Raw genomic sequence first — 26,396 nt, 5'->3', positions numbered from 1 at the left:
GCCCATCAGCGCGGAGAAGTGGGCACCGTTGCCGAAGAAGGCGTCGGTCACCGACGGGGCACCGCTGCCGGCGAGGTGCGCGAAGGCGGTCACGAGGAAGACGACGATGAAGATGCCCTGGGCGGCGACGAGCACGACGTTCATCCGCGCGACCATCTTGATGCCGAGGACGTTGAGCGCGGTCACCGTGCCGACCGCGACGAGCACGACCAGCCAGGCCGGGAGCGCGGGCCAGCTCGCGTGCACGAAGATCCCGATGATCAGGTAGTTGATCATCGGCAGGAAGACGTAGTCGAGCAGCAGGCTCCAGCCCGCGAGGAAGCCGACGTGGCGCCCGAAGGTCGACTGCGTGTAGCTGTACGCCGAGCCGGCGGACGGCAGCGCCACCACCATGCGGCCGTAGCTGAACGCGGTGAAGAGCATCGCCACGGTGGTGAGGGTGTAGGCACCGGCGAGGTGGCCCTCGGTGATCTCGGTGACGACGCCGTAGGTCGAGAAGACCGTCAGCGGAACCATGTAGGCGAGGCCGAAGAGCACGAGCTCGGGGGTGCCGAGCACGCGCTGCAGGCGTGCGGTCGGGTGGGACATCGGGGCTCCTTGGGGAAGCGAACGCGGCCGTCAGTGTGACCGGCCTCTCCTACGGAAACACGTGTCGAAACGTTTCGGCAAGTGGTTGGCCGGAAAAATCTCGGATCGGTAGGTTGAGCGCATGGAGTCCCGCCGCGCCACGATCAGGGACGTCGCGCGTGCTGCGGGCGTCTCGACGACGACCGTCTCCGAGGCCCTGTCGGGTCGCGGCCGAACGGCGCCGGCCACCCGCGAGCGCGTACGCCGGGTGGCTGAGGAGATCGGCTACGTCGCCAGCGCTGCGGCCCGCAGCCTCCGCCTCGGTCGGTCCGGTGCGCTGGGCCTCTACATGCCGACCCGGACCATCGGCTACGAGTACTACGTCCAGATCTCCCGCGGTGCAGCCGAAGCCGCGCTCGGCCACGGGATGGCGCTGACACTGGTGCCCGCGTGGCACGACGTCGAGCAGCTGCGGGCGCTCCACATCGACGGGCTGATCGTCGCCGACCCGGCGCTTGACGACCCGGTCGTCGACGTCCTGCGCGGTCTCCCGGTCCCCATGGTCAGCATCGAGCCCGACCTCAGCCCGGCCGCATCGCCGGTGGGCGTGGTCGGAGCCGACCACGTCCGGGCGATGGGGCGCCTGCTCGACCACGTCCGCGCGGGCGGCGCGTCGTCCATCGCTGTCCTGGCGCCGGGCGACGAGACGTCGTTCGGCCGGCAGGTCCTCGAGGCGTGTGCCGGTGCGCCCGACCTCCACGTGGTCGAGGCTCCGCTCGCCTACCAGCCCGACGAGATCGTGCGCGCGGTCGACGCGGCGATGGAGCTGCGACCGGATGCGGTGATCGTGGTCCCCGACGGCGCGGCGGTGCTGGTCCTGCACCACCTCCAGCGGCGCGGCCTGCGGGTGCCCGACGACCTCCAGCTCGCGTCGTACGTCGACGGGCCGTCGCTGCAGATCGTGCACCCCTCGATCACCGCACTCGACATCGACCCGCGCCTCACCGGCGTTGCCGCCGTCGAGGCCCTGGTGCGCTCGATCCTCGACGAGACGGCACCGTCGGTCGAGGCTGCTCCGTCGATCCGCACCCAGATCCCGGCGGTGCTGCAGGCGCGGGAGTCGACGGCGACCGGGTGAGGCTCAGGCCGGGAGGATCGGCCGGTTCTCGTAGAACGTCTGCAGCACGACGGTGGTGCGGGTGCTGACCGAGGCCGCCGTGCGGATCTCGCGGATCAGCCCTTCCAGGCGTCGGGGCGATGCGACCCGGACCAGCAGCATGTAGCTCGCGTTGCCGGCAACGGAATGGCACGCCTCGATCTCGGCGAGGTGCTCCAGCAGCTCCGGGGCGTTGTCGGGTTGGCCCGGGTCGAGCGGTGTGATCTCGATGAACGCCGCCAGTGGCTTCCCGACGGCGGCAGGCTCCACGAGGGCTCGGTAGCCGGTGATCACGCCGCGCGCCTCGAGGCGGCGGAGGCGGGCCTGCACGGCGGAGACCGAGAGCCCGACCTCGGCCGACAGGTCGGCCAGCGTCGCACGGGCGTCGACCGACATCGCCCGGACGATGCCCTCGTCGATCGCGTCGTCCAGGGCTGGAGTCACGGCGTCATCGCTCATGGAGGCGAGATTAGCAGCGGGCGAGGTCACAAACAGGAAAAGTTCCGGCCGTGAGACGTTGCAGAAGGAAATGATTCCTCTAGGCTGGAGGTGACCCGTCATTCACGGCGCCACGATCGGAGGTTCACCCCCATGTCCTCGAAGCTGCACGTCCTGCACCAGCTCCCCGCCCAGGCCATCATCGGAGAGCCCGAGGTCGTCGAGGACGTCGTACGCCGTGCGCTGGCCGTCGAGGGCAACCCCGCCTGGCTGTCGCTCAAGGCGGCCGCCACCGCGCTGCAGGACCTCCAGGTGCAGGACGGCTCGGTGCCGGACGAGGCCCACCACGCGGCCGCGCGTCGCTACGTCGCGACCATCACGGCCGCGATCGAGGAGCTGCGCCCGAGCTTCCCCCACGACGACGCCTACCTCGTGGCCGCGGTCGCGGACTTCGAGCGCTGGGCCGGAGCGGGCTTCGGCGTACCCGACTTCCTGGACTCGCTCGTCGCGTTCCAGCCGCAGCAGCACCGGGTCGACGGACTCCGCCACCTCGTGGTCTTCCCGATGTACACCCAGAACGGGTCCACCAACCGCCACGTCGAGGCACTGCTGGTCGAGGTCATCTGGCCGAAGTTCGTGTCCGCGCTCGAGGCGGGCGACTACGGCAACAAGCTCTTCCTCCCGCTCCGGCTGCTCGACTTCACGCCGGGCTACGACACCAACAGTGCAGTCCTCTTCCCGGAGACGGTCGCCGTCCGCGAGACCCCGGCGTTCACGTGGGGCGGCATCTTCCAGGACCGTGAGGCCGCGCGCTTCCGCCGCGTCGTCGCCGCCGCGGCCGACGTCACCGACCTCGAGCTCCCCGCGGGCGCGGCCCGCATGCTGACCGACCAGGCGCTGACCGAGAAGGCCTTCGTCGTCTGGGACCTGATCCACGACCGCACCCACATGCGCGGCGACCTGCCGTTCGACCCGTTCATGATCAAGCAGCGGATGCCGTACTTCCTCTACTCGCTCGAGGAGCTGCGCTGCGACCTGACCGCGTTCCGGGAGTGCGTCCGGCTCGAGGCGCGGCTCACTGCGTACGCCGACGAGCTGACCCTCGCGGACGAGGAGACGCTCGAGCACGCGCGCCTCGTGCAGTACGCCGTGATCTTCGACCGCATCTTCCGCTTCGCGATCACCGGCTCCCGGGTCCGCAACTACGACGGCGTCGGGGGGCAGCTCCTCTTCGCCTGGCTGCACCAGCGAGGGGTCCTGCACTGGACCGACACTTCGCTCGCCTTCGACTGGGCCGACGTCCCGGCTGCCGTGATCGCGCTCGGCGAGGCGATCGACGACCTCTACTGGCGCTCGATCGACCGCCCGAAGACGGCGCACTGGCTGGCGGCGTACGAGCTGATCCGCGGCACCCTCACGCCCCACCCCGCCTCGGCCTGGGCGCGCGGTCTTCCCGAGGAGGTGCTGGCCGGGCCGCCGAAGGGGTTCACCGACGCGGTGCTCGACGACGAGTTCCCGCTCTCGATGTTCTACGAGTCGCTCGACAAGAAGATGCGGCCGGTCATCGAGTCGACCGCCGGGATCGTGGGCTCGGCGGACGTCACGTCCGCATCGGCTCCGGGGGTCGGTCTGCGATGAGCCCGGCCCACGACCCCCACATCCGCGGCTTCGCCTCCGACAACTACGCCGGCATCCACCCGGAGGTGCTCGCCGCGATCGCCGCGGCCAACGGCGGGCACCAGGTGGCGTACGGCGAGGACGTCTACACCGAGCGGTTGCAGGAGGTCCTTGCCGCGCACTTCGGCGAGGGGGTCGAGGGCTGGCCGGTCTTCAACGGCACCGGGGCCAACGTCGTGGGGCTCCAGTCGATGCTGCCGCGGTGGGGCGCGGTGGTGTGTGCGGCCACCGCCCACATCCACACCGACGAGGCAGGTGCCCCCGAGCGGGTTGCCGGCATCAAGCTCCTCCCGGTGCCGACACCGGACGGCAAGCTGACGCCCGAGCTCCTCGACCGGGAGGCGTGGGGGTTCGGCGACGAGCACCGTGCGCAGCCGCTTGTCGTCTCGCTGACCCAGTCGACCGAGCTCGGCACGGTCTACACAGCTGACGAGGTCCGCGCGATCGCGGAGCACGCGCACGGCCTCGGCATGCGCGTGCACATGGACGGTGCGCGGATCGCCAACGCCGCAGCCTCCCTCGGCGTGGGCCTGCGGGAGATCACCCGGGACGCCGGCGTGGACGTGCTCAGCCTCGGCGGCACCAAGAACGGCGCGATGCTCGGCGAGGCGGTCGTGGTGCTCGACCGGGGGGCCTCCAGCGGCCTCCGCTACCTGCGGAAGCTCGACATGCAGCTCGCCTCGAAGATGCGGTTCGTCTCGGCGCAGCTGGTCGCGCTGCTCGAGGGCGACCTCTGGCTGCGCAACGCCAGCCATGCCAACGCGATGGCACAGCGACTCCGCGCGGGCATCGAGGCCGGGCTGACCGATGGATCGATCACCGGCGTCGGGCTCAGCCAGGTGACCCAGTCCAACGGCATCTTCGCCACGCTGCCCGACGGTGTCGCGGATGCCCTGCGCAAGGAGTTTCGCTTCTACGACTGGGATGCGGCGCGCAACGAGGTGCGCTGGATGTGCAGCTTCGACACCACCCCTGAGGACGTCGACGCGCTGGTCGCGGCTGTTTCCCGTGAAACCACGAGCGGGTGATCTCGCGGCGGGTATTGCGGATCGCACCGTCCGGTCGTACGGTGTGACTCCAAGGTTTGAACAGCATTCAAAAAGGCAGTGACACCATGAAGAGCTACGACACCGTCGTCGTCGGGGCCGGCGTGACCGGTCTGACCTGCGCCTGGCGCCTCACCGAGGCCGGCCAGGACGTCCTCGTCCTCGAGGCCCGCGACCGCGTCGGCGGTCGCCTGCGCACGGAGGACCACAACGGCGCGGACTTCGAGATCGGCGGCCAGTGGGTCTCGCCCGACCAGGAGGCGCTCATCGCGCTCCTCGACGAGCTCGGCCTCCCGACGTACTCCCGCTTCCGCGACGGCGAGTCGCTCTACGTCGACGCCGCTGGTGTCGCGCGTCGCTTCACCGGTGAGGACCTCCCCGTCGAGGAGCAGACCGGCAAGGAGATCGACCGGATCATCGGTGTCATCGACGACCTCGCCGCCCAGATGGATCCGGACCGTCCGTGGGAGCACCCGCAGGCTGCGGAGCTCGACACCGTCAGCTTCGCGCAGTGGCTCGACGCGCAGACCGAGGACCAGGAGGCGCGCGACAACATCGCCCTCTACCTGGGCCCGGCGATGCTGACCAAGCCGACGCACTCCTTCTCCGCGCTCACCGCCGTGCTGATGTCGGCGAGCGCCGGCTCCTTCACCCACCTCGTCGACGCCGACTTCATCCTCGACAAGCGGGTCGTCGGTGGCCTGGCATCGGTGCCGGCCGCGCTGGCCTCGCGCCTGGGGGACCGCGTGCGGCTCTCCGCCGATGTCACGCACGTCGCGTGGTCGGAGTCCGGTGCCGTCGTGACGGTCGACGGTGAGGAGATCGCCGCTGCCAAGGTCGTCCTCGCCCTCCCGCCGACCCACGTCCGCCGGATCCGGATCACCCCCGAGCTTCCCGCCGAGCACCGCCACGCCCGTGAGCACCAGTCGTTCGGCCTCGTCATCAAGGTGCAGGCGGAGTACGACACCCCGTTCTGGCGCGAGGCCGGTCTGTCGGGCACCGGCTTCGGTCCGTGGGAGCTCGTCCACGAGGTCTACGACAACACGCTGCACGGTAAGGCGACCGGCACCCTCGTGGGCTTCGTCTCCGACCTCAACGCCGACGCGATGGGCCGCCTCTCGGCGGACGAGCGTCGTGCCGCGATCCTCGCCTCCTTCGCGTCGTACTTCGGCGACGCGGCGCTCACGCCCCGCACTTACGTCGAGAGCGACTGGCAGCACCAGGAGCTCACCGGCGGCGCCTACGCCACCAGCTTCGACGTCGGCAGCCTGACCCGGTGGGGTGCCAAGCTGCACGAGCCGGTCGGCCCGATTCGCTTCGGCTCGAGCGACATCGCCGGACTCGGCTTCCAGCACGTCGACGGCGCTGTCCGCATGGGCACCCGTCTTGCCCGGCAGCTTCTCGACCAGCACAGCGTCAGCTCCTGAAAGGACTCACCATGATCAGCAACGTCATCGACGGCAAGGTCGTCCCGGCAGCGGACGGTCGCACCAGCGAGATCATCGACCCACGGACCGGTGAGGTCCACGACGTCGCGGCGCTCTCCGGCGCGCTCGACGTCGACGCGGCGTACGACGCGGCCACCCGCGCCTTCAGCACCTGGCGGCGCACGACCCCGGCGGAGCGGCAGAAGCTGCTGCTGGCGCTGGCGTCCGCACTGGAGGAGCGCGCCGAGGACCTGCTCGCGGCGGAGGTGTGCGACACCGGCAAGCCGGAGGCGCTCACGCGCGACGAGGAGATCACGGTCGGGCTCGACCAGCTCCGCTACTTCGCGGGCGCCGCGCGCTCGCTCGAGGGCGCGGCCGCGGGTGAGTACCTCGCCGGCCACACCTCCTACGTACGCCGTGAGCCGGTCGGCGTCGTCGGCCAGGTGGCGCCGTGGAACTACCCGTTCATGATGGCGATCTGGAAGATCGCACCGGCGCTCGCGGCGGGCTGCACCGTGGTCCTGAAGTCGTCGGACACGACGCCGGGCTCGGCCGCGCTGGTCGGGTCGATTGCGGCTGAGGTCCTGCCGCCGGGCGTGCTCAACGTGCTCGCGGGTGACCGCGAGACCGGCAAGCTCGTCGTCGCCCACCCGGCCGCCGCGCAGGTGTCGATCACCGGCTCGACCGGTGCCGGCAAGCAGGTCGCGGCTGCGGCCGCTCCCGACGTCAAGCGGGTCCACCTCGAGCTCGGTGGCAAGGCTCCCGCCCTGGTGTTCGGCGATGCCGACATCGCGGCGACCGTCGAGGGCATCGTGGTCGGTGCCTTCTTCAACGCCGGTCAGGACTGCACCGCGGTCACCCGGATCCTGGCCCACTCCTCGATCGCCGACGACCTGGAGAAGGCGCTGGTCGCAGCGATCGCCTCCGACGTCGTCACTGGCCCCGACGCGGAGGACCCGTTCTACGGGCCACTCAACAACGCCAACCAGCTCGCGCGCGTGACGTCGGTCGTGGAGAACCTCCCGGCCCACGCACGGGTCGTCACGGGTGGTCAGCGCATCGGCGACAAGGGCTACTGGTTCGCGCCGACGCTCGTTGCCGGCGTACGGCAGGACGACCCCGTCGTGCAGGAGGAGACCTTCGGTCCGCTCGTCACGCTGCAGACGTTCGAGACCGAGGAGGAGGCGATCTCGCTCGCCAACGACGTGGACTTCGGGCTCGCCTCGAGCGTGTGGACGAAGGACCACGGCACCGCCCACCGGTGCTCGATCGAGCTCGACTTCGGCTGTGTCTGGGTCAACACGCACATCCCGCTCGTCGCGGAGATGCCGCACGGTGGCTTCAAGCAGTCCGGCTACGGCAAGGACCTGTCGCGCTACGGCCTCGATGACTACACGCGCATCAAGCACGTGATGCACGCGCACGGCTGATCGCCTGCGCCCCCGATCCCGGCCGCGCCGGACCGCTCGACCCGGTCCGCGCGGCCGGTCTCATTTGCCGAGGCGGCGCGGACTTGCAGGTGAGGGGTGCCGAGGCGGCGCGGACTTGCACGTGAGGGGTGCCGAGGCGGCGCGGACTTGCAGGTGCACGCCGCACCACGACCGCCGGCGCTGCTCCTAGTCCGACGAGGCGCGGCCGTGCCGTGCAAGTTCGCGCCGCTTCGGCGTACGAAGGGTGCAGGTTCGCGCCGCTTCGGCGGCGATGGGGGGCGGCTCAGCCGAGGGCAGCGACCGCGTCGGCGAGGTCGGCGACGGTGCGGGCGTGGTCACCGCCGTCCGCGTCGAGCGGCAGGTCGAGCTGGAAGCCCATGAACGCCGCGTCGATGACCTTCGCGGCGCGAGCGGCGAGGGCGCGGTCGACGCCAGACTTCATCAGGTGGCCGACCAGCGATTCGATCCAGACCGCGTTGGCCTCACGCACGACGGTGGCATAGGGCTCGGTGCCGAAGAGGCCGAGGGCGGCGGCCTCGACGTAGATCCGGCTGCAGCGGTCGCCCGCCATGACGGACCAGAGGTCGAGCACCGCTGAGCGGAGGTCGGCCGACGGCGGCAGGGCCGCGACCTCGGCGACCGACCGGTCGTTGGAGACCCGGAGGACGTCGGCGACGAGCTCGTCCTTGGAGCCGAAGTGGTAGAGCAGCATGCGGTCGCTGGTGCCGAGCTCGGCGGCGAGTGGGCGCAGGCTGAGGCCGATCAGGCCGCGGCTCAGGACGTAGTCGGTCGCGACCTCGGCCCACGTGGCGCGGCGCTGCGGGTCCTTGGCGATGACAGCCTCCTCAAAGTGATGGCGCACACACTGTAGCAAGTGCTACAGTGTGTGTAGCACTTGCTACATATTTTGGCACGGGAAGAGGCCCATCATGTACACCGCCTTCGGGCTGTTGATCATCGCCATCGCTCTCGAGGTCGCTGCGACCTCGGCGCTGCCGCGCGCCAACGGGTTCCGCGACCCGGCGTGGACCGCGGTCGTGCTCGGCGGCTACGCGCTCTCGGCCTGGCTCCTGGCGCTGGTGATCCGGCACATGTCGGTCTCCGCGGCGTACGCGATCTGGTCTGGCCTCGGCACGGCGATCGTCGCGATCGTCGGCATCACCGTGCTCGGCGAGCAGGCGAGCGCGGCCAAGATCGCCGCGCTCGCGATGATCGTCGTCGGGGTGGTCGTGCTCAACCTGCAGGGCGCTCACTGACGTTTTCCCACCCGGGCAGGGACGAGGGGCTGGTCGACATCGTCGGCCAGCCCCTCGGTGCATGCGCCTCAGGGTGCAGGTTTGCGCCGCTTCGGGCACCGGGTCCTGCAGGTTCGCGCCGCTTCGGGGCAGATCAGTCCACCGGGTCGAGTGCGATCGTCGCGGTGTAGACGTCCCAGCCGTAGGGGAGGGGCTTCTCGGCGTCGAGCGTCGTACCTCGGGTGATGCGCGGTGTGGCCTGGGCGAGCAATCGACCGAGGAACGCCTGACCGAGGAAGATCGACATGCCCGCACCCGGGCAGCCCTGCGGGCCGTGGCTGAAGAAGTTGAACGACCAGTCGTCGCCGGCGCTGCCCTCGCTCCACTCCTCGGGGGCGAACTGGTCCGCGTACGGAACCCGCTCGCGGTTGCGATGGTTGAAGAGGTTGTGGATCAGCAGCTGGGTGCCGGCGGGCGTCTTCTGACCGTTCTTCCAACGGACCTCCTCGGCCTGGACCCGGCCGAAGAGCGCGGTCGTCGGCCAGAGCCGCATGGCCTCGAGGATGCAGCCGGCGAGGTACGCCGAGCCGGCGACCGCCTCGACCGTGCCCGTCCCGGAGCCCGCCGCGTCCGCCTCCGCACGCACCCGGGCGAGGGCCTCCGGGTGGGCCGACAGCAGCGCGAGTGCGCGGTAGAGGTTGGTCGGGAGGGTGTCGCCCATCGCGAAGAGCCAGTGGATCAGCTGCCCCGGGACGTCGGTCTCGTCGGTGGACGGAGCCCCCGCGATCAGTCCGGTGAGGGCGCTGGCGTCCGGCGCGGCGACGTACGCGGCCAGCCGGGCGTGGAACGCGTCGTAGCCCTCGGCAGGCTCGCCGGGCATCTTGTTGCCGGCGGCCATCAGCTCGCCGAGCGCATCGGTCAGCGCGTTGTCGTCGGCAGCATCGGCTCCGAGCACCACCCGGCGGGTGAGCCGCTGGAAGGAGGCGTTGATCGCCTGGAAGGAGAGGTCACCCCCGGCCAGCAAACCATCGGCCTCCGCAGCAGCGACCGACGCGAAGGTCTCCGCGAGGGAGTGCAGCGGCGATCCGGTCTGCAGCACGGCCTCGGCGAACGCACGCCGGTCGGTCCACAGGTCGCCCCGCGAGATCGTGAGCGCCGTCGGCTGGAAGGCGGTCATGCCCTTGCGCTTCGCCTCGGGGTCCGACGCGAACGGTGAGGGGCTGCCGCCGAGGACCGTCTCGATGTCCTCCGGGTGCGTGAGCAGGAGCGCCTCGTCCCCGCCGACGCGGACCCAGAACGGATCAGGGCCGTACGACGAGGCGAGCCCCGCGACGAGGCGGTAGGCCAAGGCGTCCGCAGGCAGACGACCGACGGTGCTGACCACGCCGGGGCGCTTGCGGAAGAGGCCCTGGAGCACGTTGGGGACGCCGACCTGGGCGGTGAACCGGATGCCCTCCACGAGCGAGGCGTGCTTGAAGTCCAGGGCCATCACAGGCTCCACGGCAGGTAGGACTTCACCGTGTCGGCAGCCCTGATGATCGTCGGCTTCTTGCCCGGCTTGGTCAGGCCGAGCTCGTGCCACGGGGCGAAGACCCGCTCGACATCGCCGATGACCGGCTCCAACTCGGGGTAGTGGCGGAGCAGGACGTCCTTCATCGTCGCCTCGTTGACCCAGTCGAAGCCGGTCTTGGTGTAGACCTCGGGTCGGAAGTCCTTGGTGAAGAACCGGTCGCTCTTGAGCCGCCGCGAGGCCATCAGGATGAAGATCCGGAACGCCGTGTCGGAGAAGCCGAAGCCCTTCGGCGGCTGCTCGGCCTGCATGCCGATCTGCAGGTCGACGGCGTCGACGTCGCCGTTGTAGACCTCGTTGATCTCCTTGGCCCACTGCTTGTTGGGCGTGATGTCCTCGATCCGCTTGCGCCGCGGCATGCGGAGTGCCTCCCGGAAGTCGTTGTAGCGCGGGACGCCGCGCTCGCGGTCACGGACGATGTCGAGCGTCGCGAGGTCGGTGACCTGGCCGTCGATGCGGGTCAGGTTGCGCAGCGCGTTGGGGTAGTTGTGCAGGCAGACCGCGCCGGCGCTCGCCTTGCCGATGGAGTACCACTGGTCGCCCATCGTGAGGCTGTCCATGAAGTCGCGGGTGTAGCGGCCCTGGATGTCGGTGAAGAAGGCGTCCTGGACGTGCGCGCCGGTCTCCAGGCTGTAGAACGACCAGTCGTCCGGGATGAGCGGGTGCATCCGGTAGACCGACACGAACTCCTCGGTCAGCGAGAACGGCGCGGCGTGGTGGTCGGTCGAGGAGCCGATGATGCCCGACAGCGCCTCCGAGTCGCCGACACGGCCGACCTTGTCCTTGAACGCCTCGCCGAGTGCGCCGTACCAGTTGGCGCTCATGCCGATCTGGAGCGCGGGGTGGCGCAGCACGCACGGGGTCCACTCGACGGTGTGGATCTTCGCGATCAGTGCGGAGACGACGAGCACGCCGAGCTCGAAGAGGCGCTGATCGTCGTAGTCCGGGTGGGCCTTCTTGATCGCCGCGACCACGGAGTTGTGCTCGCGGGCGAAGAGGGTGTGGAGGAGGCCGGGGCCGAACCACCAGTTCTCCTGCATGCCGGTCAGGTCGACGCCCGGGATGTCGCTGCCGGGCAGACGACCGTTGTCGTCGACCTTGATCCTGCCATCGACGAACGTGCGGATCTGGCCCTGCTTCTCCTGGCCGGAGCCATAGATCTGCGAGCCGTCCCACCAGTGCGTCTCCTCGTTGGCGAAGACCGGGGCGGGGCAGCCGTCCTTGATCTCGCCGCGGAGCGGGATCGTCTCGCGGATCCGCATCGGGTTCTCCGGGAAGTCGTCGCCCTCCTGGAGCGGGATGTCGATGACCCGGTCGGCCACGCCGTTGCCGTGGAAGAACCAGTTGTGGTTCTCGAACTGGAGCCAGGCGGCGCCGAGCGCGTTGAGGATGCCGGCCGGCTTGAAGGTGTCGCGCGCCATCAGCTTGCGGCTGATCTCGCGCGGGTCCGGGGTCAGCAGCCGCTTGCGGTCGACGATCGTCTTCTCGATCGGCACGTTGCGCCCGAAGCCGGTGCCCTTGGCGCCCATGTGCGGGCAGCCGAGATCGTTCCAGGTGCCCTCGGGCGTGCGGGCCCGCTCCACCTCGGGGGTCGGCTCACCCATGTCGCCCTCGGGACGCATCCCCTCACCCTCGAAGAGGTTCTTCTCGCGCAGGTCGTTGCGCTCGTTGGTGAGCGCGTTGAGCTGGAGCAGCAGTGACGGGTGCTGGTACCACTGCAGGTTGAGCGGGTTGGGGATCTTCGGGCTCATGGAGGCTCCTCGCAGGTCGGGCGGGGTACGGCGGCGTACGGCGTGGGTGTGGCGGTCTGGTCAGTGGGTGCGGAGGGCGAAGTAACCGAGCTTCGCGTAGGAGTTCGTGGGCAGGCGGTAGAGCACCTTGCCGAGGTAGGCGCCGTCGACGAGCTCCACCAGCTCGTCGCGGATGCTCCGGATCAGCAGGCGCGGGTTGTCCGCCACGTCGGCGTAGTCGATGACCATCACCTCGATGTCGGGATCCTCGACGCCGGGCTCGACGTACGTCGTGAAGTCGAACGCCGTCTTGCCGGTGGGCGAGTCCTTCATCGAGTAGAGCGGCCAGAGCACCTTGCTGACCACGGTCGCCTCGTCGGCCATCCGGTTGTCGCCGGTGTTGGTCCCGGCGTCGAACCGCTTGCCCTCCCACGGCATCCACACCGAGGTCAGTGCGGTCAGTGCGATGTCGGTGAGGGCCGTGGTCGTCGTCATCACCAGGATGCCGTCGGTCGGGCCGTCGAGTCCGCAGGCCGGTGAGCCCGCGCGGAAGAGGTCGTTGAGGAGCGCGTCGGCCTGCTTGCGGTCGGTGCGGGCGAGCGCCTGGAGCTCGAGGATCCGGCGCCACGCCGCCTCCGTGGCGTCCAGCGGGTGGGTGGCGGCCCGCATCCGCCACGCGGCGACGGTGTCGGCCGCGCTGGCTCCCGCGGATGAGGTCTGATCGGTGGTCATGAGTGCCTTCCGGAGGATTGATTCCGGGCGCGCCCGAGTGGAGCCCGCTGTGCCCACCTGACGATAGGAGTCTGGAGAGTAGCGGTACAGAGTGTGATGCCGCTCACTTTCGTCGATCTCGCGCGGGGTCCATGGGGGGCCCTGCGAGGTCCCTGCGGGCTGTAAAGCGGAGTTACCTGCACTGCCGCGCCTGTGTGCGGGCGCCGAAGTGCACCTGAGGGCGCGGTAGTGCGCCGAGACGTGCCCTGCCCCTGCTCCCCGCACCGAGGGGCAGGGCGGTCCTATGCCTGCCGGTGCGTGCCGACGAGGACCGGGCGCCCGGCCACGTAGCCGACCGAGATCTGCGCGAGCATCAGGCCCGTCAGCAGCGCCATGGGCACCGACCACGAGCCGGTCGCGTCGTGCAGCAGGCCGACGGCGAGCGGGCCGCCCGCGGCGATCAGGTAGCCGACGCTCTGCCCCATCGCGGAGAGGGCTGCCGTGGTCTCCGCGTCGGGAGCCCGCAGCGAGAAGAGGGTGAGCACGACCGGGAAGATGCCGCCACCGACACCGAGGAGCAGTGCCCAGAGCCAGGCACCCTGGGCGGGGGCGAGCCACAGGCCGAGGAAGCCGGCCGCGTTGAGGACGCTGAGCACGGCGAGGAGGTGTCCCTGCGAGCGGAGCCGCGTGGCAATCGTGGGGGCCACGAAGAAGACCGGCACACCGATCAGGATCGACACCGCGAGCAGCAGGCCCGAGGTCGCGTGGCTGAACCCGGCCTCCAGGTAGACGCTCGGCAGCCAGCTCATCACGACGTACGCCGCGATGCCCTGGGTAGCGAAGATGATCGTGACGGCCCACGCGACCGGGCTGCGCCACAGTGACGGGCCGCGGCGTACGCGGGTGGTGTGGTCGGTGGCCCGGCAGTACGGAGCCCACGCGACGAGGGCGAGCAGGGCGAGTGCCGCCCATACGCCGAGGCCGACCCGCCAGCTGTCGGTGGCGGCGGCGACGGGCACCGTGGCGGCGGCGCCGAGGGCAGCGCCTCCGGAGAGCATCGCGCTGTAGGCACCGGTGACCGAGCCGACGCGGTGCGGGAAGTGCTCCTTGACCACGGCCGGCAGCAGGATGTTGGCGAGGGCGATGCCGGCACAGGCCAGCAGCGTGCCGGCGACCAGCAGGCTCGACCCGCCAGCGACGCGGAACAACAGGCCGGCCGCGAGGATGGCCATCGCCACCCCGATGCCACGGTGGACGCCGACGCGGCGCGCGAGTGCCATGCCGGTGGCGCCCACGACCGCGAAGCAGAGCACCGGGAGCGAGGTGAGGGACGACGCGGTCGCCGCCGACATCCCGGTGGCGTCCTGGACCTGGTCGAGGAGGGCGCCGAGGGAGGTCACGCCGAGGCGGAGGTTGGCCGCCACGAGCAGGACGGCGAGGAGCAGCAGGGCGCCCTGGCTCGCGCGGGGCGTGCGACGCCGGCGCGTGACGGTGGCTGCGGCCGAGGGTGCGGTGGTCATCGCGTGCTCACCCCTTGCGCTCGCGCTGGCGCGATCGGGTGGCCTCGACCGGATCGAGGTCGGGAGCAGCCCAGCGGGCCGCCATCTCGAGGGTCAACGCACGGGTCGCGCGGACGTGGCGGCCGGCCAGATCGCCGGCTCGGTCGGCGTCACCGTCCGCGATCGCCGCCAGGATCTCCTCGTGCTCCTCGCAGAGCCGCAGGTTGACGTCATCGGCGTACGCGAGGTGGAAGAGCCAGCGGAGCCGGGCCGTCAGCGGCTGCATCAGCGACTGGAGCAGCGGGTTGCCGGAGAGGCCGACGACGGCCTCGTGGAAGCCGGCGTTCGCGGCGGCGACCGCCCGGTCGTCGCCTGAGGCCATGGCGTCGCGTGCGGCCGTCAGCGCGGCGCGGGCCGTGGCGACTCCGGTGGCGTCGGCGTTGCTCGCGGCGAGGCGTGCCGCAAGTCCTTCGAGGCTCTCGCGGACGTCGAGCAGGTGGCGTACGTCGGCTGCCGTGAAGGGAGCCACGAGGGCGCCCTGGCGCGGCACGATCACGACCAGGCCCTCGGCCTCCAGCAGGCGCAGGGCCTCGCGCAGCGGGATGCGCGAGACGCCGAGCCCGGTTGCGAGCTCACGCTCGACGAGGCGCTGCCCCGGCGGGCGGTGCAGGCCGATGATCTCGCCCTTGAGGCGCTCGTAGGTCTGCTGGGCCAACGAGCCGCCGTCCTCCACGCTGCGCACGCTTCCTCGATCCTTAGTGGTATACCGCAAAGCGTACGGCATACCGACCGCGGAGCATGTAATCGTCAGGCGCCGAACTCCGCGGCGAGGGAGGCGAGCAGGCGGGAGAGGCCCTGCTCGAACACCTCGTCGGCTCGCTTCCGCTCGGAGGGCTGGGCGGCCAGGGCCGCGGCGAGTGCCGGTGCCTCCATGTCCGCCGGGATCTCCCACATGACGTCGGGGGCGGCCAGGTCGAGGGCCGAGCCGATGACGAAGTTCTCCAGGGCGGTGAGTATCGACATCGCCTGCCGGGTCGGGATGCCGGCCTCGTCGAGGCGGCGCAGCATCTGGTCGTACGACTCGATGACGCGCGGGGACCGGATCGTCGCGGTGGTCAGCAGCGGCACCACGCGGGGGTGGGCGGCGAAGGCGTCGCGGTAGGAGTGGAAGAAGCCGGAGAGGGCCTCGTCCCACGGGCCCTCCTCGGCGAGGGTCGCGCGGTCCATGGCGTCACTGACGCGCTCACGGAGGAGCTCGACGACCCCTGCCCGCCCCTGGACGTGGTGGTAGAGCGAGGCCGGCTGGACGCCGAGGCGGCGGGCCAGCTCCGGCAGCGTGAAGTCGCCCGTCTGGTCGACGAGCTCCAGGGCCGCCTGCCCGATCCGGTCGCGGTCGAGCACGGCCTTGCGCGGTCGCCCTGCCCGGCGCTGGGTGGTCTCCGTCATCGGACCTCTTCCCTTCTGGTGTGACGGGGCTTACAGTAGCGGTCAACCTAAATCTAAATGGTTTCGATTAGGAGACAGTGCATGAGCAGCACCCCCACGCGGGCAGACGCGGCACCGGGCCTGAAGCGCAACGCGCTCGGCACGAGCGACCTCGTCTTCATCGTCGTCTCGGCCGCAGCGCCCCTCATGGTCATGGTGGGCGTCGCCCCGCTCTCCCTGGCGATCGGCGGCATCGGTGCCCCGGCGGCGTACCTCTTCGCGGGGGTGACCCTGGCGATCTTCGCGATCGGGTTCACTGCGATGTCGCGTCACGTCGACAACGCGGGTGCCTTCTACGCCTACATCGCCGTGGGGCTCGGACGGACCGCCGGCGTGGTCTCCGCGCTCGTCGCGCTGGTCTCCTACAACGCCCTCCAGATCGGCGTCTACGGCCTGGCCGGGGTCGCGATCCAGGGCACCTTCGCCGAGGTCTTCGGCATCGACCTGCCGTGGTGGGCCTACGCGCTGGGGTGCATCGCCGTCGTCTGGTACGTCGGGTTCCGCAGCGTCGACTTCGGCGCGAAGTTCCTCGCGGTGCTGCTCACCGCCGAGACCGGCCTGCTCCTCCTGCTCGCGATCGCGATCGTCGTCCAGGGCGGCAGCAGTGAGGGCCTGGGACTGGAGTCGTTCGCACCGCAGCACACGTTCGTGCAGTCGATGACGGTCATCCTGCCGACCGCGTTCGCGGCGTTCATGGGCTTCGAGGCGACGGTGATCTACCGCTCCGAGACCCGCGACCCGCGCCGCACGATCCCCCGCGCGACGTACATCGCGGTCGCGGTGCTGGCCGGGACGTATGCGTTCATCGTCTGGAGCATCGTGCAGGCGTTCGGCGCCGGCGGTGTCATCGAGGCGGCGACCACGCACGGCGTCGGCCTCTTCTTCGTCGCCGGCGAGACCTACGTCGGCGCCTGGTTCAGCACGGCGATGCACCTGCTCATCGCGACGAGCGTGGTGGCCAGCTCAGTCGCCTTCCACAACGCCGTGACGCGCTACGCCGTCGCGATCGCCGACGAGGGGCTGCTGCCGGCCGCGCTCGGCAAGGTCCACCCGCGCACCCGGGCGCCGTACGTCGCGGGACTCGCGCAGACAGCGCTCGCCCTCGTCATCGTCGCGGGGTTCGCGGTCGCCAAGGCCGACCCCTACATGCAGCTGCTGATCTGGGTGAACACCCCGGGCATCTTCGGCATCCTGCTGCTGCAGGTCGCGGCAGCCGTGTCGGTCGTCGCGTACTTCCGCCGGAACCGGACGGGCGAAGGAGCCTGGCGCACCCTCGTAGCGCCGGTGGCCGCTGCGGTGCTGATGATCGTCGCGATCGTGCTCTCGGCGAAGAACGTCGAGTTCCTCACCGGCTCGGCCGGCGTGGTGAATGTCGTGCTGCTGCTGGTCATCCCCGCGACCGTGGTGGTCGGTGTCGTCTGGGCGCGCTGGCTGCGGAGCAACCGACGCGACGTCTTCGAAGGGGTCGCCTCGTCGTGTGAGTCGAGCTCTGGTTCCGACGCTGATGCTGGTGCGGGGATGGAGGTCGTCCGATGAGCGCCGCTGACCTGCTGCTGGTCGGGACCAGGGTCCGCACGCTCGACCCCGCGCGCCCGTGGGCATCAGCCGTCGCCATCTCCGGTGACCAGATCGTCGCCCTCGACGACGATGCTCTCGCCCTGCGCAGCGGCCGGACCGAGGTCGTCGACCTCGCCGGTGCGGTCACGACACCGGGCCTGGTGGACGGTCACCTGCACCCGGTCTTCGGTGCGTCGAGCTTCCAGGGCGCCGACCTCAGTGCCTGCCGCTCGCTCGACGACCTCCGGCGCGCGCTCGCCGGCGCAGTTCCTGGGGAGGACGGATGGGTGGTCGGCTGGGGCCTGGACCACAACGTCTTCGCCGGCGGGTCGATCGACAACACCGTGCTCGACGAGGTGCACCCCGGTCGCCCCGTCTTCCTCCGGCTGTACGACGGCCACTCGGCGCTCGCGAGCAGCGAGGCGCTGCGGCGGGCCGGGGTGACCGGACCGCGCGAGTTCGAACAGCGCTCGGAGATCGTCTGTGTCGGCGGCGTGCCCAACGGCATGCTCCTCGAGCATGCCGCCATGGAGCTCGTGCAGGCGGTCATGCCGGTGATGCCCGCAGCGGTCCTGCGCGAGCGGCTCCGTGAGGTCCTCCAGGGGATGGCGGCGACCGGACTGACCGGTGCCTGCGTGATGGATGCCGAGGACAACTCACTCGAGGCCTATGCGGACTACGAGGCGACCGGGGAGCTCCCGCTCCGGCTGCGGGTCGCGCCCTGGTGCATGCCGGGTGCAGACGTGGCCGACGTCATCGCTCTCCAGGGTCGCGGTGGGCGCCGGTGGACGGTCGAGGCGGTGAAGTTCTTCATGGACGGCACGGTCGAGGGTGGCACCGCCTGGCTCGAGCACCCCGACTGCCACGGGACGGGGACGGAGGCGTTCTGGCGTGACCCCGCGGCGTACACGAAGGCCGTGCAGACACTGGCCGAGGCCCGCGTGCAGACAGTCACCCACGCGATCGGCGACGCCGCCGTGCGGCACGTGATCGAGGCGCTCGAGAACGTCGAGAGCGCCGGCATCCGGCACCGGATCGAGCACCTCGAGACGCTGCCGCGCGAGCTCGTGCCGCGGCTGGTGCGGTCCGGCCTGGTGTCGTCGATGCAGCCCTGCCACGCCGGTTACACGAAGGCCGACCACTCCGACGAGTGGTCGCAGCGGCTCGGCTCCGACCGGGCCGCGCGGGCCTGGGCGTGCCGCGACATCGTGGATGCGGGCGGCGTGCTGGTCCTCGGCTCGGACTGGCCGATCGCGACCTACGACGCACGTCACGTGCTGGCGCACGCTCGGCTGCGGCGCCCGCCGGGCTCGAGCGAGGCAGCGGTCGCGCCCGAGCAGGCGCTCACCGGGCTGCAGGCGCTGGAGGGGATGACCACGCACGCCGCGTACGCCGATGGTGCTGAGTCGTACGCCGGGCGGATCGCCGTCGGTGCGCGGGCCGACCTGACCGTCTTCGCGGTCGACCCGGTGGAGGCGCCGGCGGACGAGGTCGCCGGGGCGCCGATCCGGCTCACGGTGAGTGGCGGGCTGGTCACGCACCGCGGCTGAGGCGTCCCGGCCAGCGCCACAACGTCATAGGAGTTGGCTATTCTAGCAGCCAACTCCTATGACGTCCCGAGGGGGTCTGTGCGGATCAGGCGCTGACCAGCTCGCGCTCGGCCACGACGACCGGGGTCTCCACCCGCGGAGCGGGGAGGACCGGGGCCGAGGTCACCGGAAGCGCGCAGGTCTGGCCCACGGCGCGGGCGACCTGGGTGGCCGCGAGCGAGCCGTCGGCGGCGAGGTGGCGGTACATCGCGTCGTACTCCACGCGCTGCCAGCGGCTGCCGCGGTCCACGACGATGGCGCGGACGACGAGCGTGCCGGCTGCGGCGGGCAGCTCACGGAACTGCAGGCGCGGGAAGCCGGCGGAGGCGCCCGTCTCGCCCGTGCACTCGACGGCGACCCGCTTGCGCAGGAGCTCGAAGGCGCGCAGGACCACGTCGCGGCGCAGCTCCGCCGGGGCCAGCTTGAGGGTGTCGGTGACGTGCATCGCCGATCAGCTCCAGTCCACGGAGAAGTACTGCGTCTCGGTGAACGCGCGGACGCCCTCGCGGGCCCCCTCGCGGCCGAGGCCGCTCTGCTTGTAGCCGCCGAACGGCGCGGCCGGGTCGGAGACGACGCCGCGGTTGACGCCGACCATGCCGGCCTCGATCTTCTCGGCGAACTTCAGCGCCCAGCGCAGGTCGCGCGAGTAGACGTAGGAGGCCAGGCCGAACTCGGTGTCGTTGACCTGGGTCAGCAGGTCGGCCTCGTCGTTCCAGAGGACGATCGGGGCGACCGGACCGAAGGCCTCGGTGCGCACGATCTGCGCGTCCGCCGGTACGTCGACGAGGAGCGTCGGCGGGTAGAAGTGGCCGTCCAGCGTGCTGGTGTGGGCGCGGTGGCTGATCCGCGCGCCGCGGGCGACCGCGTCCTCGACCAGCGCGGAGAGGTTGGTGACCGCCTTCGCGCTGATGAGCGGGCCGATCGCGGTGCCCTCCTCGAAGGCGCTGCCGACGGCGAGCGCCTCGATCGCGGCACCGAACTTCTCGGTGAACGCCTCCGCCACGTCGGCGTGGACGTAGAAGCGGTTGGCCGCGGTGCACGCCTGCCCGCCGTTGCGGAACTTCGCGATCATCGCGCCGGCGACGGCGGCGTCGAGGTCGGCGTCGGCCGCGACGACGAAGGGCGCGTTGCCGCCGAGCTCCATCGAGGAGTTGACCACGCGGTCCGCGGCCTGGCCGAGAAGCAGCCGGCCGATGCCGGTGGAGCCGGTGAAGGAGATCTTGCGGACCCGGGCGTCGGCGAGCCAGGTGCCGACGATCGCGCCGGGGTCGGTGCCGGTGACGACATTGACGACGCCGGCCGGGACGCCGGCCTCCTCGAGGATCCGGGCGACCGCGAGCGCGGTCAGCGGGGTCTCGGTGGCGGGCTTGAGGACGACGGTGCAGCCGGCCGCCAGTGCGGGGCCGATCTTGCGGGTCGCCATCGCGGCCGGGAAGTTCCACGGCGTGACGAGGGCCGCGACGCCGACCGGGTGGCTGGTGACGATCGTGCGGGTGCCGCCGGCGGGGGACTCGGTGAAGTCACCCTCGGGGCGCACGGCCTCCTCGGCGAACCAGCGGAAGAACTCCGCGGCGTAGCCGACCTCGGCGCGGGCGTCGGCGAGCGACTTGCCGTTCTCCGCGGCGATGAGCGCGGCGAGCTCCTCGGAGCGGGCGTGCATGAGGTCGAAGGCCTTGCGCAGCGCCTCGCTCCGGACGCGGGGCGCGGTGGCGGCCCACGCGGGGAAGGCGGCCGCGGCAGCATCGACCGCGGCGGTGGCCTCGGTCGCGCCGCCGTCGGCGAAGGTGGCGAGGTGGTCGCCGGTCGCCTTGTCGAGGACCTCGAACGTCGCACCGCTCGCCGCGGCGACGGCCGCACCGTTGATGTGCTGGCCGTGCTCGGGGTCGAGGCGGCTGATGGTGGCGTGGACGGCGGCGGGCACGAGGCCGGTACGGCTGGTGGTGATCGTCATCGGGAAGTCTCCGGTTCGGGAGGGGCGCCGGAACTGGTCTTGATTGGCAGGTTTTCAGGCAGCTTTTCTGCCAATCAAGACCAGTTGCGAGGAACGGATGGGCGCGCGCAGGAGTGGGCGAGGAGGTGGTCGGGGTCAGGCCGTCACGGGTAGAGGCCGCGCATCAGGTGCGCCTGGGCGACCCGCTCGACGGCCAGGACGGTGGCGGCGTCGCGCAGCGCGAGGCCACGCTTGCGGGCGGCGGCGTTGACGTCGCGCCAGGCGATGTCCATGCGCTGCGCCAGCCGGGACTCCACCTCGTCGGCCGACCACCAGAACGCCTGGCTGCTCTGCACCCACTCGAAGTAGGAGACGACCACGCCACCGGCGTTGGCGAGGATGTCGGGGGCGACCAGGATGTCGTTGCGACGGAAGATGTCGTCGGCCTCGGGCGTCGTGGGGCCGTTGGCGCCCTCGACGATGACCTTCGCCTTGACCCGCTCGGCGTTGCCGGCGTGGAGCACGCCCTCGACCGCAGCGGGGACCAGCAGGTCGACGTCGAGCTCCAGGAGCGCGGAGCCCTCGAGCACGTCGGAGCCGGCGAACCCGACGACCGAGCCGGTGGCGTCCACGTGCTCCTCGAGCGCCGGAACGTCGAGCCCGCGCTCGTCGGCGATCGCGCCGTACTGGTCGGAGACCGCGACGACCTTCATGCCGGCCTCGGCGAGGAAGCGGGCGGCGTACCGGCCGACCTTGCCGAAGCCCTGGACGGCGGCGGTGGCGCCGGCGACGGTGATGCCCCGGTCGGTCAGCGCCGCGAAGGCGACGTGCGCGACGCCGCGCGAGGTGGCGGTGGCACGGCCGAGGGAGCCGCCGAGGGCGATCGGCTTGCCGGTGGTGACGCCGAGGACGGTGTGGCCCTGCTGGACGGAGTAGGTGTCCATCATCCAGGCCATCGTGCGCTCGTCGGTGCCGATGTCGGGGGCGGGGATGTCGCGCTCGGGGCCGATCAGCGGGCTGATCTCCGAGGTGTAGCGACGGGTCACGCGCTCCAGCTCGGCCTGCGAGTGCTCGCGCGGATCGATGCGTACGCCGCCCTTCGCGCCGCCGTACGGCACGTCGAGGAGGGCGCACTTCCAGGTCATCCACATCGCCAGCGCGCGCACCTCGTCGAGGGTCACGTCAGGCGAGTAGCGGAGACCGCCCTTGGCCGGCCCGCGGGAGAAGTTGTGCTGCACACGGTGGCCGGTGAGGACCTCGTAGGTGCCGTTGTCGCGGCGCAGCGGGATGGAGACAGTGACCTCACGACGCGGCGTCGCGAGCATGGCGAACATGCTGTCGTCGAAGCCGAGGACGTCGGTGGCGGTCTTCAGCTGCGAGCGGGCATCGGCGAGGACGGAGGCACCCGGCGCGATGGCGGGGGTCGTGGGGCTGTCGACGACGGCGGTCACTTCGTCACCTCGAAGACCTCGTCGAGGACGTCGCACGCGTCGGCGAGCAGGGCATCGGAGATGGAGAGCGGCGGCAGGAAGCGGAGCACGTTGCCGTAGGTGCCACAGGTGAGGACGACGACGCCGCGCTCGTGAGCGGCAGCGGCGACCCGCTTGGTGAGGTCGGCGTCGGGCTCGGTGGAGCCGGCCTTGACCAGCTCGACGGCGATCATCGCGCCCCGGCCGCGGACATCGCCGACGCGGACGTCGCGCTCCTGGAGGTCGAGCAGGCGCTCGAACATCTGGGCGCCGATCTTGGCGGCGCGGTCGACGAGGCCGTCGGACTCGATCGTCTCGAGCACGGCGAGTGCGGCAGCACAGGCGAGCGGGTTGCCGCCGTAGGTGCCGCCGAGGCCGCCGACGTGGGCGGAGTCCATGATCTCGGCGCGACCGGTGACCGCGGAGAGCGGCAGGCCGCCGGCGATGCCCTTGGCCGTGACGATCAGGTCCGGGACGACGTCGTCGTGCTCGACGGCGAACATGGCGCCGGTGCGGGCGAACCCGGTCTGCACCTCGTCGGCGACGAAGACGACGTTGTTGGCCGTGCACCACTCGGTGAGGGCGCGGAGGAAGCCATCGGCCGGGACGATGAAGCCGCCCTCGCCCTGGATCGGCTCGATGACGATCGCGGCGAGGTTCTGCGCGCCGACCTGCTTGTCGATCTGGTCGATCGCGCGGGCGGCAGCTGCGGCACCGTCGAGGTTGTCGTCGCGGAAGGGGTAGGAGAGCGGCGCACGGTAGACGTCGGAGGCGAAGGGGCCGAAGCCGTCCTTGTACGGCATGTTCTTCGCCGTCATCGCCATCGTCAGGTTGGTGCGGCCGTGGTAGGCGTGGTCGAAGACGACGACGCCGGTCTTGCCGGTGAACTTGCGCGCGATCTTGACGGCGTTCTCGACGGCCTCGGAGCCGGAGTTGAAGAGCGCGGTGCGCTTCTCGTGGTCACCGGGGGTGATCCGGTTGAGCGCCTCGGCGACCTCGACGTAGCCGGCGTACGGCGTGACCATGAAGCAGGTGTGCGTGAACGCCGCGACCTGCTGCTGCACGGCCTCGACGACCTTGGGAGCGGCGTTGCCGACGGTGGTGACCGCGATGCCGGAGCCGAGGTCGATCAGCGAGTTGCCGTCGACGTCCACGAGGACACCGCCACCGGCCGCCGTCACGTAGACGGGGAGCGTGGTGCCGACGCCGGAGGCGACCGCGGCGCTCTTGCGTGCCTGCAGCTCCTGCGACTTCGGGCCGGGGATCGCCGTGACGAGGCGTCGCTCCTGGGGCAGGGCGGGCCCGCCCGTGGTGGTGGTCTGGCTGGTCATGGGTTCCTCCGCGAGTCACTGGGGTACGTCACTGACGCTACGGCGGCGGTCAGCGGTCAGGGGATGCCCGTTCTGCACAAGTTGTGGATAATGACTGTGCAAAACTTGCACCATGGCCACGCTCGCCGACCTCCTCAGCGATCGCTCCCTCGGGCTGGAGCCGGTCGTCGATCTCAACCGCGACCAGACGGTGCGCTGGGTGGCGACCAGCGAGCTCGATGACCCCTCGCCGTTCCTCGAGGGTGGGGAGGTCCTGCTCACCACCGGCCTCGAGACGGCGGACTGGTCGGAGGAGTGGGACGACTACGTACGCCGGCTCGCCGCCGTCGGCCTCGTGGCGATCGGCCTCTCCCGGGTCATCGTCTACGACGCTGCGCCGCAGGCACTCGTCGATGCGTGCCGCGAGCACGACGTCGCGCTCTTCGAGGTGCCGCACTCGACCAACTTCGTTGCGGTGAGCCGCTCCCTGGCGGCACGCCTGCAGCAGGAGGAGGACGCCGCCACCCGATCCGCGCTCGAGGCGCAGCGGGCGCTGACCCAGGCCGCGCTTCGCGAGGAGGATCCGGGTGCGCTCGTGGAGGAGCTGGCCACGGCCGGCGGCATGGCGGCCGTCGTCAGTGCGCGTGGCGGTCTCGTCCTCGGACCGTTCGGTGCGCGCCTGGAGCTGCTCGACCTCGATCTGGTCGAGGAGGCGGTCGCGCGGATGCGACCGCAGGGACTCCGTGCCGCGGCGAGCCTCTCGTCGCCCGGAGGCACACTCCTCGTGCAGCCGATCGGCGTGAAGGGCCGTCCGTCGCAGTACCTCGTCGCGGGGTTCGCGGGCAAGGTGACCGAGACCGAGCGCAGCACGGTGGCGACGGCGGTCGCGTTGCTCGGACTCGCGGAGCAGCGGCGCCGCGCCGGTCGCGAGGCTGACCGGCGGCTGCGCACCCGCGCCGTCGAGCTGCTGGCGGCAGGCGACCTCCGCACCGCCGCCGTGCTGCTCGGTGCCGGCGCAGGCCCCCGTCCACGACTGCCGCGCACGGCCGTCGTGCTGCGCTGTCGCGGCACCCAGCCCCGGCTGGAGGACGGCCTCGAGCTCCTGGAGAGCGTCCCGCTGCTGGCCGGGCTCGCGGTCGTCGAGGGCACGACGGAGCTGGTCGCCATTGCGCGCTCCGGCGAGGCCGCCGGGCTGGCCGAGCGACTCGCCACCGCTGGCCTGCGGGTGGGCATCGGCGAGGCGGGCAGCCGGGAGGCGCTGCCGGCCAGCCACGCGAGCGCCGGTCAGGCGCTCGCACTCGCGACGTCGTCCGTGCCGGTGGTCGCCTGGTCGGAGCGGGTCCGCGGCGGCGTGGTGGCGCTGCTCGAGGGCGGACGCGCTGCGGCCTTCGCCGCGTCCTGGCTCGCCCCGCTCTCGGGTGAGGAGGTGCTGCTGGAGACGCTGGACTCGTTCCTGCGGCACCACGGCTCGCTGCTCAAGGTCGCCGACGACCTGGCAATCCACCGCAACACCGTGCGGCACCGCGTCGAGCGGATCGAGACGCTGCTCGGGCGCTCGCTGGCCGACCCGCAGGTGCGGGCGGATGCGTGGATCGCGCTACGCGCGCGGCAGGCGTGAACGGCGGCGCGTCAGGCGTCGGGCGAGCCGAGGTAGCAGAGCATCGTCGAGCCGGAGTCCGGGTCGAGGCAGCTGAACCCGTGCCGCTCGTAGAAGCGTCGCGTGTCGGTGTCGTCCGCGTCGACGTTGATCAGCACCTCGAGCGCACCGCGGCGACGTGACTCCGCCCGCAGGGCCGCGATGATCGCCGTGCCGATGCGCTGCGAGCGGAGAGCGGGGCGGACGTAGAGCTCCTCGAGCTGCGCGAGCGGGCCGTCGGCGTACGGCGTGGGGCGGAAGGTGACCCAGGCAAAGCCGGTCGGGTCCTCGGCCGGACCGGTGAGCAGCGCGAGGGTGTCGTCGCGCGCGAGGAGTGTCGAGAAGCGCCGGGCGAAGGCGTCGGCGTCCTGCCCTTCGGCGTCGAACTCCGTGTTGAAGTCGGCCAGCAGCCGCCCGAGGACGACTGCATCGCCCGGCGTCGCCACTCGTACCTTCTCCATGCGCCGATTCTGCCCCGCGCGAAAACCCTGCGACAGCGCATCTCCCAGCAGGAAACTCTTGTTTCCTGTCAAGGCCGTGATGTTTCATGGTTCGCATGAGTGCCCAGGTAGCCCAGCCCGACGTGGAGATCGGCGCGCAGCTCAAGGCCGCCCGTCTCGCGCGCCGCATGACGCTCGCCGAGGTCGCCGAGGCCGCGGGCATCACCAAGGGGTTCCTCTCCAAGATCGAGCGCGACCAGGCCACTGCCTCGGTCGCCTCGCTCATGCGGATCTGCGAGACGCTGGGCATCTCGGTGGGCGACCTCTTCAGCGCCCCGTCCGGTGACGTCGTACGCCGCGGCGCCTACCCGCCGATCAACTTCGGCGGCACCGGCATGACCGAGTTCCTCCTGACGCCCCATGGCGAGCGGAGGCTCCAGGCGATCCTCAGCGAGATCGCGCCCGGCGGCGGCAGCGGCGACGAGCCCTACAGC

24 protein-coding genes are annotated in these 26,396 nt (G+C 71.2%); 10 read left to right on the top strand and 14 right to left on the bottom strand.

Going from position 1 to position 26,396, the window contains the following annotated elements; genetic code table 11:
• Positions 1 to 588, bottom strand: a 588-nt coding sequence (locus VLF38_RS02960) for an APC family permease (protein ID WP_325269802.1), incomplete at its 3' end; no start/stop codon positions are given.
• Positions 589 to 709: 121 nt separating this feature from the next.
• Between VLF38_RS02960 and VLF38_RS02955 the strand changes: the two genes are divergently transcribed.
• The gene (locus tag VLF38_RS02955) at positions 710 to 1,705 is read left to right on the top strand and encodes a LacI family DNA-binding transcriptional regulator (protein WP_325269801.1); all 996 of its coding nucleotides are present in this window, start codon (positions 710 to 712) and stop codon (positions 1,703 to 1,705) included.
• Positions 1,706 to 1,708: 3 nt separating this feature from the next.
• Here the strand turns inward: VLF38_RS02955 and VLF38_RS02950 are convergent, their stop codons facing one another.
• Positions 1,709 to 2,182, bottom strand: coding sequence for an Lrp/AsnC family transcriptional regulator (locus VLF38_RS02950; RefSeq protein ID WP_325269800.1), 474 nt, complete (start codon positions 2,180 to 2,182; stop codon positions 1,709 to 1,711).
• Between the two features lie 132 nt (positions 2,183 to 2,314).
• On the opposite strand from VLF38_RS02950, the gene VLF38_RS02945 reads away from it, so the two are divergent.
• Genes VLF38_RS02945 through VLF38_RS02930 form a run of 4 tightly spaced genes read left to right on the top strand, consistent with a single transcriptional unit; the run spans position 2,315 to position 7,741 of the window.
• On the top strand, positions 2,315 to 3,799 hold the full coding sequence (locus VLF38_RS02945) for a DUF6421 family protein (RefSeq protein ID WP_325269799.1): 1,485 nt from the start codon (positions 2,315 to 2,317) through the stop codon (positions 3,797 to 3,799).
• The gene (locus VLF38_RS02940; RefSeq protein ID WP_325269798.1) at positions 3,796 to 4,866 is read left to right on the top strand and encodes a low specificity L-threonine aldolase; all 1,071 of its coding nucleotides are present in this window, start codon (positions 3,796 to 3,798) and stop codon (positions 4,864 to 4,866) included. The genes VLF38_RS02945 and VLF38_RS02940 overlap by 4 nt, the downstream gene beginning before the upstream one ends.
• Before the next feature lie 56 nt (positions 4,867 to 4,922).
• Positions 4,923 to 6,311, top strand: coding sequence for an NAD(P)/FAD-dependent oxidoreductase (locus tag VLF38_RS02935; RefSeq protein WP_325269797.1), 1,389 nt, complete (start codon positions 4,923 to 4,925; stop codon positions 6,309 to 6,311).
• 11 nt (positions 6,312 to 6,322) lie between these two features.
• Complete coding sequence (locus VLF38_RS02930; protein ID WP_325269796.1) at positions 6,323 to 7,741, top strand: aminobutyraldehyde dehydrogenase; 1,419 nt, start codon at positions 6,323 to 6,325, stop codon at positions 7,739 to 7,741.
• A gap of 283 nt (positions 7,742 to 8,024) precedes the next feature.
• Here VLF38_RS02930 and VLF38_RS02925 read toward each other — a convergent pair whose 3' ends face one another.
• Positions 8,025 to 8,603 (bottom strand): TetR/AcrR family transcriptional regulator, encoded by a 579-nt coding sequence (locus tag VLF38_RS02925; protein WP_325269795.1) that lies wholly within the window; start codon positions 8,601 to 8,603, stop codon positions 8,025 to 8,027.
• A 67-nt stretch (positions 8,604 to 8,670) separates the two neighbouring features.
• On the opposite strand from VLF38_RS02925, the gene VLF38_RS02920 reads away from it, so the two are divergent.
• On the top strand, positions 8,671 to 8,997 hold the full coding sequence (locus tag VLF38_RS02920; protein ID WP_325269794.1) for a multidrug efflux SMR transporter: 327 nt from the start codon (positions 8,671 to 8,673) through the stop codon (positions 8,995 to 8,997).
• A 133-nt stretch (positions 8,998 to 9,130) separates the two neighbouring features.
• Here VLF38_RS02920 and VLF38_RS02915 read toward each other — a convergent pair whose 3' ends face one another.
• From VLF38_RS02915 to VLF38_RS02890, 6 genes are all read right to left on the bottom strand, one after another.
• Complete coding sequence (locus tag VLF38_RS02915; protein ID WP_325269793.1) at positions 9,131 to 10,465, bottom strand: cytochrome P450; 1,335 nt, start codon at positions 10,463 to 10,465, stop codon at positions 9,131 to 9,133.
• Entirely contained in the window at positions 10,465 to 12,297 is a 1,833-nt protein-coding gene (locus VLF38_RS02910) for a peroxidase family protein (protein WP_325269792.1), read from the bottom strand. Before VLF38_RS02910 ends, VLF38_RS02915 begins: the two co-directional genes overlap by 1 nt.
• A 60-nt stretch (positions 12,298 to 12,357) precedes the next feature.
• On the bottom strand, positions 12,358 to 13,008 hold the full coding sequence (locus VLF38_RS02905) for a hypothetical protein (RefSeq protein WP_325269791.1): 651 nt from the start codon (positions 13,006 to 13,008) through the stop codon (positions 12,358 to 12,360).
• Positions 13,009 to 13,289: 281 nt separating this feature from the next.
• Entirely contained in the window at positions 13,290 to 14,507 is a 1,218-nt protein-coding gene (locus VLF38_RS02900) for an MFS transporter (protein WP_325269790.1), read from the bottom strand.
• Between the two features lie 7 nt (positions 14,508 to 14,514).
• Entirely contained in the window at positions 14,515 to 15,228 is a 714-nt protein-coding gene (locus tag VLF38_RS02895; protein ID WP_325269789.1) for a GntR family transcriptional regulator, read from the bottom strand.
• Between the two features lie 65 nt (positions 15,229 to 15,293).
• The gene (locus tag VLF38_RS02890; RefSeq protein ID WP_325269788.1) at positions 15,294 to 15,932 is read right to left on the bottom strand and encodes a TetR/AcrR family transcriptional regulator; all 639 of its coding nucleotides are present in this window, start codon (positions 15,930 to 15,932) and stop codon (positions 15,294 to 15,296) included.
• A gap of 81 nt (positions 15,933 to 16,013) precedes the next feature.
• Here VLF38_RS02890 and VLF38_RS02885 point away from each other — a divergent pair, with 81 nt between their 5' ends.
• Together VLF38_RS02885 and VLF38_RS02880 are read left to right on the top strand one after the other, a co-directional pair.
• Positions 16,014 to 17,507 carry an APC family permease gene (locus VLF38_RS02885; protein WP_325269787.1) on the top strand — a complete coding sequence of 498 codons (1,494 nt, stop codon included), beginning with the start codon at positions 16,014 to 16,016 and terminating at the stop codon, positions 17,505 to 17,507.
• Positions 17,504 to 19,078 carry an amidohydrolase gene (locus VLF38_RS02880; protein ID WP_325269786.1) on the top strand — a complete coding sequence of 525 codons (1,575 nt, stop codon included), beginning with the start codon at positions 17,504 to 17,506 and terminating at the stop codon, positions 19,076 to 19,078. The genes VLF38_RS02885 and VLF38_RS02880 overlap by 4 nt, the downstream gene beginning before the upstream one ends.
• An 85-nt stretch (positions 19,079 to 19,163) precedes the next feature.
• Here VLF38_RS02880 and VLF38_RS02875 read toward each other — a convergent pair whose 3' ends face one another.
• The 4 genes from VLF38_RS02875 to gabT all read right to left on the bottom strand — a co-directional run bounded on the left by VLF38_RS02875 (position 19,164) and on the right by gabT (position 23,847).
• The gene (locus VLF38_RS02875) at positions 19,164 to 19,562 is read right to left on the bottom strand and encodes a hypothetical protein (RefSeq protein WP_325269785.1); all 399 of its coding nucleotides are present in this window, start codon (positions 19,560 to 19,562) and stop codon (positions 19,164 to 19,166) included.
• 6 nt (positions 19,563 to 19,568) lie between these two features.
• Positions 19,569 to 21,068, bottom strand: coding sequence for an NAD-dependent succinate-semialdehyde dehydrogenase (locus VLF38_RS02870; protein WP_325269784.1), 1,500 nt, complete (start codon positions 21,066 to 21,068; stop codon positions 19,569 to 19,571).
• A 143-nt stretch (positions 21,069 to 21,211) separates the two neighbouring features.
• A complete protein-coding gene (locus tag VLF38_RS02865) occupies positions 21,212 to 22,498 on the bottom strand; it encodes a Glu/Leu/Phe/Val dehydrogenase (RefSeq protein ID WP_325269783.1) in 1,287 nt (428 codons plus the stop codon).
• On the bottom strand, positions 22,495 to 23,847 hold the full coding sequence (gene gabT, locus VLF38_RS02860) for a 4-aminobutyrate--2-oxoglutarate transaminase (RefSeq protein ID WP_325269782.1): 1,353 nt from the start codon (positions 23,845 to 23,847) through the stop codon (positions 22,495 to 22,497). Before gabT ends, VLF38_RS02865 begins: the two co-directional genes overlap by 4 nt.
• A 112-nt stretch (positions 23,848 to 23,959) precedes the next feature.
• Between gabT and VLF38_RS02855 the strand changes: the two genes are divergently transcribed.
• Positions 23,960 to 25,444, top strand: a complete 1,485-nt coding sequence (locus VLF38_RS02855) for a PucR family transcriptional regulator (RefSeq protein ID WP_325269781.1) — start codon at positions 23,960 to 23,962, stop codon at positions 25,442 to 25,444.
• An 11-nt stretch (positions 25,445 to 25,455) separates the two neighbouring features.
• Here VLF38_RS02855 and VLF38_RS02850 read toward each other — a convergent pair whose 3' ends face one another.
• Positions 25,456 to 25,923 (bottom strand): GNAT family N-acetyltransferase, encoded by a 468-nt coding sequence (locus VLF38_RS02850; protein WP_325269780.1) that lies wholly within the window; start codon positions 25,921 to 25,923, stop codon positions 25,456 to 25,458.
• A 95-nt stretch (positions 25,924 to 26,018) separates the two neighbouring features.
• Here VLF38_RS02850 and VLF38_RS02845 point away from each other — a divergent pair.
• A partial coding sequence (locus VLF38_RS02845; protein WP_325269779.1) for a helix-turn-helix transcriptional regulator occupies positions 26,019 to 26,396 on the top strand: 378 nt, incomplete at its 3' end.

The sequence above is a fragment of the Nocardioides sp. genome (assembly GCF_035481145.1).
In the GTDB taxonomy this organism is placed as follows: domain Bacteria; phylum Actinomycetota; class Actinomycetes; order Propionibacteriales; family Nocardioidaceae; genus Nocardioides.
The sequence above is the reverse complement of the archived record's forward strand: the minus strand, read 5'-3'. Positions and strand labels throughout refer to the sequence as shown.

Excerpts from the sequence above, each read along its gene's own strand:
- VLF38_RS02955 (WP_325269801.1), top strand. The coding sequence starts at position 710 with ATGGAGTCCCGCCGCGCCACGATCAGGGACGTCGCGCGTGCTGCGGGC.
- VLF38_RS02950 (WP_325269800.1), bottom strand. The coding sequence starts at position 2,182 with ATGAGCGATGACGCCGTGACTCCAGCCCTGGACGACGCGATCGACGAG.
- VLF38_RS02945 (WP_325269799.1), top strand. The coding sequence starts at position 2,315 with ATGTCCTCGAAGCTGCACGTCCTGCACCAGCTCCCCGCCCAGGCCATC.
- VLF38_RS02940 (WP_325269798.1), top strand. The coding sequence starts at position 3,796 with ATGAGCCCGGCCCACGACCCCCACATCCGCGGCTTCGCCTCCGACAAC.
- VLF38_RS02930 (WP_325269796.1), top strand. The coding sequence starts at position 6,323 with ATGATCAGCAACGTCATCGACGGCAAGGTCGTCCCGGCAGCGGACGGT.
- VLF38_RS02920 (WP_325269794.1), top strand. The coding sequence starts at position 8,671 with ATGTACACCGCCTTCGGGCTGTTGATCATCGCCATCGCTCTCGAGGTC.
- VLF38_RS02915 (WP_325269793.1), bottom strand. The coding sequence starts at position 10,465 with ATGGCCCTGGACTTCAAGCACGCCTCGCTCGTGGAGGGCATCCGGTTC.
- VLF38_RS02910 (WP_325269792.1), bottom strand. The coding sequence starts at position 12,297 with ATGAGCCCGAAGATCCCCAACCCGCTCAACCTGCAGTGGTACCAGCAC.
- VLF38_RS02905 (WP_325269791.1), bottom strand. The coding sequence starts at position 13,008 with ATGACCACCGATCAGACCTCATCCGCGGGAGCCAGCGCGGCCGACACC.
- VLF38_RS02900 (WP_325269790.1), bottom strand. The coding sequence starts at position 14,507 with ATGACCACCGCACCCTCGGCCGCAGCCACCGTCACGCGCCGGCGTCGC.
- VLF38_RS02890 (WP_325269788.1), bottom strand. The coding sequence starts at position 15,932 with ATGACGGAGACCACCCAGCGCCGGGCAGGGCGACCGCGCAAGGCCGTG.
- VLF38_RS02885 (WP_325269787.1), top strand. The coding sequence starts at position 16,014 with ATGAGCAGCACCCCCACGCGGGCAGACGCGGCACCGGGCCTGAAGCGC.
- VLF38_RS02880 (WP_325269786.1), top strand. The coding sequence starts at position 17,504 with ATGAGCGCCGCTGACCTGCTGCTGGTCGGGACCAGGGTCCGCACGCTC.
- VLF38_RS02875 (WP_325269785.1), bottom strand. The coding sequence starts at position 19,562 with ATGCACGTCACCGACACCCTCAAGCTGGCCCCGGCGGAGCTGCGCCGC.
- VLF38_RS02870 (WP_325269784.1), bottom strand. The coding sequence starts at position 21,068 with ATGACGATCACCACCAGCCGTACCGGCCTCGTGCCCGCCGCCGTCCAC.
- gabT (WP_325269782.1), bottom strand. The coding sequence starts at position 23,847 with ATGACCAGCCAGACCACCACCACGGGCGGGCCCGCCCTGCCCCAGGAG.
- VLF38_RS02855 (WP_325269781.1), top strand. The coding sequence starts at position 23,960 with ATGGCCACGCTCGCCGACCTCCTCAGCGATCGCTCCCTCGGGCTGGAG.
- VLF38_RS02850 (WP_325269780.1), bottom strand. The coding sequence starts at position 25,923 with ATGGAGAAGGTACGAGTGGCGACGCCGGGCGATGCAGTCGTCCTCGGG.